Here is a 10,212-nt window from a genome sequence, read left to right on the forward strand (position 1 = left end):
AGGCGAACGTACCTAAAACCACCATGGGAATCGGACTGTGTTCAACCGCGTTACGAAATTGATCTCCGAATTGCGTGCATTGCCACCGCTGGAGGTCAACCTTCGTTATGCGGAAACGGCCGGAAACGATCCCTTTTTCGAACGGATCGTGCGCCAGTTCTATCGTGACGCGATGCGCCGCCATCCCAAGTTTCCGCTGGTGCGCAATTACCAATATGGCGTTACCGCCTGCCACCTCACGCATGACTTCAATGATTATTTCAAGTCGATCGAGAGCGCGGCGCGGCGCAACTACAAGAAGTCCTTGCGGCTGGGTTACAGCTTCGATCGCATCGACTACAACAATCATCTTGACGACATCACGGCCATCCTGCGCTCGACCCGGGTGCGGCAGGGCCGACCCATGCCGGCGGCGTTGTTCACTCGTGAGACGGTGGCTTCCAACGACCCGCCATCCACGTCCGCGCTGCATGATTACCCTTACTTCGGCATCCTTCGCGATGGGCATCTTTATGCGTTTGCCAGCTGCCTGATCGCTGGCGAACTGTGTTCGATCGAGACCATCTATGGTCACGCCGATCATCAGGCCGATGGCATCGTGCCGATGATGATCATCGATATGGCCGAGTGGGTGATCAAGCATCACCCCGACGTCAAATATTATTCGTACGGTACGTATTTCGGCGCCACCGAAACGATGCAGCGCTTCAAGCGCAAGTTCGGTTTCATGCCCCATCGGGCTCGCTGGATTCTTGGAGATTGATCTTGTCCAACCCTGTTGCCGCCAGCATGGCTGATCACCTGGTTGAATTGCGGATTCCCGCGGATCTGCCGTATCAGTTGATTTACCGGATGCATCGAACGGCACTGTTCAATGTTCCTGACAGGGACGATGTCGAGTTCCGGTTTGTCTCCAGCCTGCCGCAATTGCTACCGCTGGCGCTGCCGTTGCGACGCGTGGTGACCACCTCGGAATGGGCAAAGTCGCTGGTTCGCATCAACATGGGCGGGCGCATGTTCTATTGCCTGCTTCGTAACGGGGTGATCCTGCACCGCGGTTGGGTGAGCGTGTCGTTCTGCAACCATTACAAGGTTGGCCCGGGCGACGTGGTGATAGGGCCGATCTGGTCGGCCACGGGTACGCGAGGGCAGGGCCTGGCCAAGTACGCCACCCAGCGCGCCATCAACGAGTTGATCGGGCGTGGGTTGTCGACGTTCTACATCGACACCTCGGCCGACAACCTGGCGTGCCAGAAGATGATCGCCAACTGCGATTTCGGCCCGGCGATGGGTTGCACACCGCGGCTTCCCGAATGAGCGGCGGGTCGGCAGCTTCGACACGCTAGTCGGAAATCCGCACAGCAAGCTCCCGACACCCGCCAGCGCGTGCAGTCATTCGTCCTCGTCCGCTGCCGTCAGATGCCATTCGATGGTGCCGGACATGTCGGTGGGAATGTCCTGCAACCACTTTCCAATGATCGGTCGCCTTTCGCGCTCGCTGAAGCCGGCATCGAGCCAGTGGGCGAGTTTTCGTGCAGAGGCCGCGTACTCGAGTGCAACGGCGGAATGCCCATCGCGTCGTGCGCACCGGATCAATGCCTCGATCCACCGGCGTCCGACACCCACGCTGGCATCCATCGACCAGAAATCGCGCACCCTCAGCGTGTCGCCGTCGACCTGACAGGCGAACCAGGCCTGCAGGGGGCCATCGGGTTGATCGCCAAGCAGCAGATACCGCGTTGCCGCCGCGGGTGATTGGTCAAAACGCCAACGCAGGAAGGTGGTGTCGCGCACGGTGATCGGCCCGTCGCCGTGGCTGGAGTGCTGCCAGAGCGCGTCCATGCGCGGGTTGACCTGGTCGGACCAGACGGCCGAGGGGTGCGCACCACGCGCTCCGCTTGCTGCGCTCCATGTATCGCGGAAGATATCGACCAACCATCCCGCCGATCGTGCCGCCCAACGCGGTAGATGCCGTTCGAGGTACCGGGCGTGCCGCAATACACGGGAAAAGCGGGGGATGTATCCCAGCACGTCGTAACCCAGCCGTTTGACGACCGGCAACGACTTGCGATTGGGGAAGCCATAGAGCAACTCGAACCTCCCCGCCGCCGTCTCGATGAGGTCAGCCTGCAACATCATCGCCGGCCCCAGCGTCCGGTGCTGCGCATCGACCGCCATGTCCACCAATACGCCAGCGCTAAGCTCGCGCCCCCGCCACTCCATGCGGCGCGGGCCGGCGGCACAGGCACCCACCCAACACGAAGATGGTTGGTGGCGAAGCAGCTTCACCAGGGGCTCGCCATAGGGACAGTGGAGATAAAACCAGTCGAATTTGGGGGCGTGACGGTCGGGTGTGCCCAGGTTGCCGCGCCACGCCTCGATAACGGCATCGCGTTCGCGCGTGACGTCGCCCGCGTGGACGACGTAATCGCGAGGGCCCCGGGGCGTGTCGTCAGTCACGGTGTCGTGGCTCCCATTCCTTCGTCCAGCAGGATGGGCGCTTGATGCAGGTAACGCGTGCTGCGCCGCTTGTTTTGAATGTCGGCGTACACCGCCTCGGCGGCCGCCGGAGAAATATCCAGCGCTTGCGCCAGCTTGGCGGACGGCAGCTGTTGCTCCAGCGCCCACAACGCCAGGTCCATCGATTGCCATGGCAGGGCGAAATAGAACTCGTCCTGGCCTTGCGCAAGGCTGTAGGTATCGGTGGTGGGTGCGGCGGTGGCGACGCATTCGGGTAGGCCCAAGTGGCGGGCCATGCCGTAGACCTGGGTTTTGTAGAGGTGCGCGATCGGCTTGATGTCGGCGGAGCCGTCACCGTTCTTCACGAAAAAGCCCTGGTCGTATTCCAGCCGGTTGGGGGTGCCGACAACGGCATAGTTCAGGCGGTCCGCGTGGTAGTACTCCAGTGTCTTGCGCAGGCGTTGCTTGAAGCTGGTGGCGGCCACGATCTGCAGGTACTCGGACAGGCCCAACGGCTTCTCGTGCAGCGTGCCGTCGGGTGCCTGCGCAATCAGGTTGAAATGGTTGATGCGGCCATCCAGTCCCCCGGCGATGGCGATCTTCATGCGCCAGTCGTCGGCGTACGCGGGCAGCACGCGGCGCACCGCTTCGTCGCGCGCGCGGTAGCAGCCGATGGCGGCCAGCGCGGGCGCGATGTCGAAGGTTTCCGCGCGCACGCCGAGGTGGTCGGCAAGGATGTGTGCGTTGTCGGCGCTGGCATCGGCCGAATCGCGCTCGGGCAGTATGAGCGTGTAGACGCGTTCGGCACCGAGTGCCTTGACCGCGAGTGCGGCGCAGACCGAGCTGTCCACGCCGCCGGAAATTGCCACCACCAGGCCGCGCTTGTGCAGCGTGCGCGCGGTGATTTCACGCAGGCGGGCGGCGATGCGTTCGGCTTCCTGCGCGTAGTCGAGGTCGAGCACATCCCAGTTCAATTCGTCCACGGATTCCCCCTTGACCACAGTGGTGCTTGCCGGGCATTGCCGCCCGGTTCTCAGCTTCGGCAGGCCAGCAGTACGCGCGTGTCGCCGTTGGCATCGGCCAGCGCACGGACATCCTGCCAGTTCCCGTCACGTTGCAGCCGTTTGGTCAGCGCCGGCCCCTGGCCCAGGCCGACCTCCAGCGTCAGCCAGCCGCCAGGGCGCAGAAAGCGTGGCGCATCCTCGATCAGCCGCATCAGGATGGTGACGCCGAACGGGCCGCCGTCGAAGGCCAGGCGCGGTTCGTGGTCGGCGATCTCGGTGGCCATCTGCTCGACTTTGGTGCTGCGGATGTACGGCGGCGCGCAGACGATCATGTCGGTGTGATCGATGAAGTCTGCCGTCTCGAACGGAGCCAGCAGATCGCCGGTGCGGAACTGCACGCGTGACGACAGCCCCAGGTGGCGGCCGTTGCGCCGCGCAAAGTCGATCGCTTCCACGCTGAGGTCGCTGCCGAACACTTCCGCGTCGGTCACGTGGTGGGCCATGGCGAACGCCAAGTTGCCGCTGCCGGTGCAGACGTCGATGACTCGCGCGGGACGGGATGCGGTCGAGGATTGCAGCAGGTCGATGCTGGCGCCGGCCAGTTGCTCGGTTTCCGCGCGCGGGATCAGCGCTTGCGGTGCGCTGAGCATTTCCAGCCCCATGAAACGCTGGCGGCCGGTGATGTGGGCCAGCGGTTCGCCAGCGAGCCGGCGCGTGACGAAATGCTCCAGCGCATGCGCATGGTCGTGCGCCAATGCGGGCAGCTCGCCAAGGGCGGCGGCGGTGGCCGAACGCGGGCTGCCGGCGGCGGCGAACCACAGTGCGCGCAGCGTGCTGTCCGGCGTCTCCTCGGGTTTGTCCGGTAGCACGTCGAGGTCGTTGGCGAGGCGTTCGCGCAGCGCAAGATAGGTAGCGTTCAAAGGCGTTCCCTCAGGCATCGGTCTGCTCCAGCAGGGCTTTCTTGCTGACCTTGCCGGTGGCGGTACGGGGCAGGTCCGCGCACAGCACGATCTGCTGCGGAACCATGAAGTTTTCCAGTCGCTTGATGCACTGCGCACGGATCTGGCCAGCGCTGAGGGCGACGCCCGGCTCCAGCACCACGTAGGCGCGGATGGCCTGGCCCAGCAATTCGTCATCGATACCGACGACAGCCACCTCGCGAATGCCGTCGATCGCGTGCATGGCGTTTTCCACCTCGACCGGGCTCACCTTCTCGCCGCGGGTCTTGATGATGTCGTCGCTGCGGCCCACGAAATACAGGAAGCCCTCGGCGTCCATGCGGAACTGATCCTGCGTGCACAGCACCATTTCGCCGGGCAGCGGGCCGGGCTTGAGCATGCGTGCCGACAACTCCGGGCGATTCCAGTAGCCGCGCATCACGTGCGGCCCGCGCACGTACAGCGTGCCGGTTTCGCCCGGAGCGGTGCGCTGGCCGTCGGCGGAAAGCAGGTACACCTCGGTGCCGGGAATGGCCTTGCCCACCGAGCCGGGCTTGCTCTCCGCCAGTTCGGGCGCGAGATAGCTCACCCGCTTGCATTCGGTGAGCCCGTACATCTTGTAAATCAGCGCGTGGGGGAAAATTTCGCGCAGACGGGTGGCAGCGTCGTCGGCCAGTGCGGCGGCGGTATTGGTGGCCCGGGTGACGCCGGGGAAACGCAGCGGTTCGCGCCGGTGTGCCGACAGCAGCATTGCGAAGATGGTGGGGACGCCGGGAAATACGGTGACGCCGAATTCAGCCATCCGCGCAAAGACCTGCGCGGGGTAGGTGAACGAGCGTTCCAGCACCAGCGTGGCGCCCAGTTGCACCGTCATCAGCAATTGGTACAGGCCGTAGTCGAACGCCAGCGGCAGGGCGCACAGGATGTTGTCGTGTGCGGCCAGGCGCAGGTATTCGATCAGGCTGTCGCGGGCGAACACCATCGACTGGTGCGTCTGCATCACACCCTTGGGCGTGCCGGTGCTGCCGGAGGTGTAGATCAAGGCGGCTAGGTCCAGCGGAATCGTGGCGGGCGGCACGGCCAGCGGTACGGCGGCGTGGATCACTGCGTCGAATGCGGCGATGTCGTGGCCATCGGGCAGCTTGCCCGAGCTGATCAGCTGGGCGGGGGACAAACCATGGCCGAACAACGGTACGAACTCCTGCGCCAGGTGTCCGTCGGTCAGCAGCAGGCGGGCGCCGCTGTCATCAAGAATGAACCCGAGCTTTTCGGATTTGGTTTGCGGGTTGATCAGCAGGAACACGCCGCCAGCCAGCAGTACGGCGAAGATGGACACCACGCACGGCCAGCTGTTGTCCATGTAGATCGCCACGCGATCGCCGCGCGCCACGCCGCGCGCCACCAATACGCCGGCCAGGCGCTGTGCGCGATCCAGCAGCTCGGCATAGCGGTAAGGCTGCCCTTCGATCACCACCACGGGCTTGTCCGCGAACGCGGGATCCGTGGCGCGGGCGAGCAGGGCATCCTGCAGCAGGCGTTGGGGCGGTATCGTCATTACGCGGCAACCCGCAGCCGTTGCACGAAGGCGACCATGTTGTTCACCGTGTCGAAATTCTCCGGCAGCATCTCGCTGGCCTTGATCTGGATATCGAACTCGCCTTCGAGGAACAGCACGATCTCGAGCACGCCGGTGGAGTCGATGATGCCGCGATCCAGCAGCGAGGCGCCGTTGGGCAGTTCGGCCGGGTCGTTGCTGAAAAGCAGGTTTTCCAGGATGTAGCCGCGGACCTTGGCTTCGATTTCTTTGGCTTCGTTCGACATGGTTTTCCTTGGGTTGGAGATTCAGGCGCTGCAGAGGTCGCGATGCGGATCGCGGGAGGAACGACGCAGGAAGGTTTCATCGAGCAGCATGGTCGAGAGGATGCCCACGAACGCCTGGTTGTCGGCGAACCCGATTGCGCGTCCGCGGCGGCACTTGTCGAACAAACGGCCGGTGGCGTCGGCGTCGAAGTAGCCGGCGGCGCGGATGCGTTCGCTGCTCATCAGGTCGGCCACGTAATCCAGCGGCTTGCCGTCGAAAAAGAAACTCGACTGGTCGGGTGCGCGATACGGCTGCTTGGTGCGGTGAAGAATGTCCGGTGGCAGCAGGCCGTCGAGCGCACGGCGCAGCAGGTATTTCTCGGTGAGGCCGCGGATCTTCCAGCTCGGTGGCAGGCGGTTGGCGAATTCGATCAACCGGTGATCGAGGTAGGGAAAGCGCCCCTCGATCGAGTTGGCCATAGCCACCCGGTCGCCCTGCGCCGGCAGCAGGTATGCCGCCAGCAGCGACTTGGCCTCCACGTACTGGTCGCGCGCCAACGGGTGCCAGGACATGATGGACGCCGGCAGCCGTTGCTCGTATCCGTCGAGCGGCTGCCAGTCGCCGATGCTGGCGCGCATGTCCGCCGACAGGAACCGCAGCGCATGCTGCGAGGTGGCCCAGCGTGGCGCATGCGAGAAGATGGGCCGGTCGATATGTTCCATGCCCTTGCCGAAGAAGGCCTGGGCGAACGCGGCGTTGCCGACCGGCGAGTTTTCGAGATAGCCGTAAAGGCGTCCAAGCAGTCGTGGGCGGAAGCGTGACTGCGGTTGCCGTGCCCAGAAGCGGCGCACCTTGGCCTCCTTGAAAATGTCGTAACCGCCGAATACCTCGTCGGCACCTTCGCCGGTCAGCACCACTTTGTAGCCTCCGGCGCGAACGCGCGCGGAGAGCAGCATCAATGGCGCCGCCGCCGTGCGCAGGATGGGCGTTTCGGTGTGGCGGATCAGCTGCGGAAAGGCCATGCCGATATCGCGCCGCGAGCAGTGCATGGTGGTGTGTTCGGTGGCCAGGTGACGCACCATGGCGGCCTGTTCCGCACTTTCGTCGAACTCGCTGTCGGCAAACGCGACCGAGAACGTGCGCACCGGCGTGTCGGTGAAACGACGGATCAGCGCCACGATGCCGGACGAGTCCAGCCCACCGCTGAGGTAGGCGCCGACCGGCACGTCGGCGCGCAGGCGCAGGCGTACGGCGTCGATCAGCAGCTCGCGCAGCTCGGCGGCGGCCTGCTCCTCCGAGCCGAACATGCGCCGGGCGCTCGCCATGGTCTGATCCGCGGCGGCGGGGAAACGCCAGTCCCAGTAACGGCGCAGCGTTTCGCGGCCGCCGTCGTCCACGGTCAGTACGTGGCCGGGTGGCAGGCTGTGAATGCCCTCGAAGACCGTGGCGGGGTCGACCGGGCCCCAGTAGTTCAGCGTCTGCGCCAGGCCTGTCGGATCGAGCGTGGCCCGTTGCGGCAACACGGTCAGCAAGGCCTTGATTTCCGAACCGAACCAGAGCCGGCCGTGGGCGCGGGTATGGAACAGCGGACGGATACCGGTGCGGTCGCGGGCCAGCAGCAGCCGGCGCCGCTCGGCGTCCCACAGCGCAATCGCGAACTGGCCGTTGAGATGGCTGACGAAGTCATCGCCGTGCTGCTCGTACAGGTGCACGATCACTTCGGTGTCGGATCGCGTATAGAAACGATGGCCTTGGCATTCCAACTGCTGCCGCAGTTCGACGTAGTTGAAGATCTCGCCGTTGAACACCGTCCACACGGTGCGCCGCTCGTTGTGGATCGGCTGCTGGCCGGTGGCAAGATCAATGATCGACAGCCGCGCATGCGCCAGCCCCACGCCGTTGCCCACATGGAAGCCGTAGCCGTCAGGGCCGCGGTGATGCAGCGTATGGATCATCCGCTCCAGCGTGGCCCGAGCTGTTTCGGGCGCTGCGGGAGCGCCTGAAAAACCTGCGATTCCACACATGTGACGCGGACTCCGGTGTCTTGGTGATCAGGCCCGAATGAAGGCGTGGCGGGAAGGGGCGGGGAGGGCTTCATCGCCACCGTTGTCGGCGTGGGAGTGAAGGCGTGATGTCGTGCCGGGGCAGTTCATGGCGGCGAGATCGACGATGATGGCGCGGATTTCAGCGGGCGCAGTGGCGAGCTGTACCAGTCCACCACCTTGTGACCCTCGAAGCGGACCCACGAGGGGCCGTATTCCCAGCGGCCGTCGCTCATGATCAGCGGCTCGCCTTCCGCTGCGCGCACGGCGTCCTCGCCGAGCCCCGGCGCCAGCGGAGAAACCTTGGCCGTGGTTTTCGCCGGTGACGTCGGCTGCGACGGCGCGGCCAGGGACCAGGTCATGTGCGGTTGTTGCGCTGGCTCGTTGTTCCACAGCAGCCACACCGCGACCGAAACCCCCAGCAACACCAGCATGCGTCGCGAGCGGCCGTTGGGCGCCGCGGTGATGGCCGGGCGTGACGACCGGCCGGGCTTCACGCTGCGGGCCGGACGCGCTTGCGGCGCGCCCGGGAGGCGACCGTGGCGGCGCTGGAATTCCATGGCGGCGCCGTACATCGCCGTCAGCCGTTGCAGTTCGGCCGGCGGCGTACGCGTGGCCGCGGTTTGCCGATCCGGGTGCAGGACGGCCAGGCGACGGCGATAGGCCTGCTTGAACTCGGTCAGTCCGCAGTCGGGGTTCAACCCGAGGTCCCGGTACAGCTCAAGAAAATCGGTGTCGCGTGCCACGGTGCATCCCCCTGTTCGGCGCCGCGTGCGAGCCCCTGTCACGCGACTTCGATGTTGTGGCGCGGCGCCACCAAAGGCTGGCCGGAACGGCGTCCGGGCATCGCCCTTGATCAACGACAAGTATAAGATAGCTTTCCCGATATGTGATATGGATCACACAAATACGGGTGGCAGACGCCGCCGGTTCAGGGCGGCGACACGGTCGGTGGCAGCGGCGGGCGAGCCGCGCCGCATGAGACGTCCCGGGCGGACAAGGGGGCAACATGACATTCGATGATTCCGGCGCCGTCGCGGCCCCGCCTTGCGTCGATGTCGACGCGGCCGAACCGATCGAGCGTGTCAGCGGGCTGAGTCAGGAGGAGTTCGTCCGTCGCTACCGCAAGCCAAGACGCCCCGTGATCCTCACTGATGCGCTGCGCCAATGGCCGGCCCTTGGTCGCTACACGCCCGATTTTTTCAAGCGCGAGCACGGCGACCGGCTGATCCGGATACGTGGCCACGATTACCGGCTGGCCGAGGTCATCGAGCAGCAGGAGGCGTCCGACGAGCAGCATCCGGGGCCTTACCCGTGCACCTTTTCCGATTGCGCCAGCCTGCTGCCGGACATCAGCCCGCGCTTTGCCCAGAGCCTGCCAAGCCGCCACGCCAGTTCGCTGATTCCCAAGGTGTTGTTCGAGTGGGTCAACCACCTGGAGATCTTCTTCGGCGGGCCCGGCGGCCAGTTCCCCTATTTGCACTATGACTATCTGCGTATGCATGCGTGGATCGCGCAGATGTACGGTGACAAGGAGTTCACCCTGTACGAGCGCGGGCAGGAGCCGCTGCTTTATGTGGACCCGCTGAAACCGTGGCTGTCCCGCGTGGAGCATTCGGAAAGCCCCGATGACGAGCGCTTTCCGCTGTTTCGCCAGGCGCGCTGCCACAAGGTGGTGGTGCATGCGGGCGAGGCGCTGTTTCTACCTTGCGGTACGTGGCACACGGCGCGCTGCCTGAACGTGGGCATCACCGTTGCTTTCGATCAATTGGGGTCGGATAACTGGGCCGAGTTCGTGGATGAGGTGTGCGCTGCCGAACGCCGGGCGCAGCGTAACGGTCGGGCTGTCGTGCTGGCCGTCTATCTGCACATGCTGGGCCCATGGCTGGATTTCTCCGAGCGGTGGGACGCCAGGCGGTCGGGGGCCGGTCGCCGCGGCGACTGGGGTGTGCATTGATCATGGATAT

At 65.0% G+C, this 10,212-nt stretch carries 10 protein-coding genes; 3 read left to right on the forward strand and 7 right to left on the reverse strand.

Features of this window, described 5'->3' with window-relative positions; genetic code table 11:
* The first annotated feature begins 37 nt into the window (after positions 1 to 37).
* Complete coding sequence (locus ACFPK0_RS03495) at positions 38 to 763, forward strand: hypothetical protein (protein WP_377338380.1); 726 nt, start codon at positions 38 to 40, stop codon at positions 761 to 763.
* Between the two features lie 2 nt (positions 764 to 765).
* A complete protein-coding gene (locus tag ACFPK0_RS03500; RefSeq protein WP_156458980.1) occupies positions 766 to 1,317 on the forward strand; it encodes a GNAT family N-acetyltransferase in 552 nt (183 codons plus the stop codon).
* Positions 1,318 to 1,392: 75 nt separating this feature from the next.
* Here ACFPK0_RS03500 and ACFPK0_RS03505 read toward each other — a convergent pair whose 3' ends face one another.
* The 7 genes from ACFPK0_RS03505 to ACFPK0_RS03535 form a co-directional block, all read right to left on the reverse strand.
* The gene (locus ACFPK0_RS03505) at positions 1,393 to 2,460 is read right to left on the reverse strand and encodes a hypothetical protein (RefSeq protein ID WP_377338382.1); all 1,068 of its coding nucleotides are present in this window, start codon (positions 2,458 to 2,460) and stop codon (positions 1,393 to 1,395) included.
* Complete coding sequence (gene nadE / locus ACFPK0_RS03510; RefSeq protein WP_377338384.1) at positions 2,457 to 3,443, reverse strand: NAD(+) synthase; 987 nt, start codon at positions 3,441 to 3,443, stop codon at positions 2,457 to 2,459. The genes ACFPK0_RS03505 and nadE overlap by 4 nt, the downstream gene beginning before the upstream one ends.
* 50 nt (positions 3,444 to 3,493) lie before the next feature.
* Positions 3,494 to 4,384 (reverse strand): peptide chain release factor N(5)-glutamine methyltransferase, encoded by an 891-nt coding sequence (gene prmC, locus ACFPK0_RS03515; protein WP_377338386.1) that lies wholly within the window; start codon positions 4,382 to 4,384, stop codon positions 3,494 to 3,496.
* A gap of 10 nt (positions 4,385 to 4,394) precedes the next feature.
* Entirely contained in the window at positions 4,395 to 5,957 is a 1,563-nt protein-coding gene (locus tag ACFPK0_RS03520) for a class I adenylate-forming enzyme family protein (protein ID WP_377338388.1), read from the reverse strand.
* Positions 5,957 to 6,223, reverse strand: coding sequence for an acyl carrier protein (locus tag ACFPK0_RS03525; protein WP_056081873.1), 267 nt, complete (start codon positions 6,221 to 6,223; stop codon positions 5,957 to 5,959). The genes ACFPK0_RS03520 and ACFPK0_RS03525 overlap by 1 nt, the downstream gene beginning before the upstream one ends.
* 21 nt (positions 6,224 to 6,244) lie before the next feature.
* On the reverse strand, positions 6,245 to 8,227 hold the full coding sequence (gene asnB, locus ACFPK0_RS03530) for an asparagine synthase (glutamine-hydrolyzing) (RefSeq protein WP_377338390.1): 1,983 nt from the start codon (positions 8,225 to 8,227) through the stop codon (positions 6,245 to 6,247).
* A gap of 125 nt (positions 8,228 to 8,352) precedes the next feature.
* The gene (locus tag ACFPK0_RS03535; protein ID WP_377338392.1) at positions 8,353 to 8,991 is read right to left on the reverse strand and encodes a J domain-containing protein; all 639 of its coding nucleotides are present in this window, start codon (positions 8,989 to 8,991) and stop codon (positions 8,353 to 8,355) included.
* Positions 8,992 to 9,254: 263 nt separating this feature from the next.
* On the opposite strand from ACFPK0_RS03535, the gene ACFPK0_RS03540 reads away from it, so the two are divergent.
* Positions 9,255 to 10,202, forward strand: coding sequence for a cupin-like domain-containing protein (locus ACFPK0_RS03540; protein ID WP_377338394.1), 948 nt, complete (start codon positions 9,255 to 9,257; stop codon positions 10,200 to 10,202).
* The last annotated feature ends 10 nt before the right edge of the window (positions 10,203 to 10,212 follow it).

Source organism: Rhodanobacter ginsenosidimutans, from assembly GCF_042655685.1.
Lineage (GTDB): Bacteria > Pseudomonadota > Gammaproteobacteria > Xanthomonadales > Rhodanobacteraceae > Rhodanobacter > Rhodanobacter ginsenosidimutans.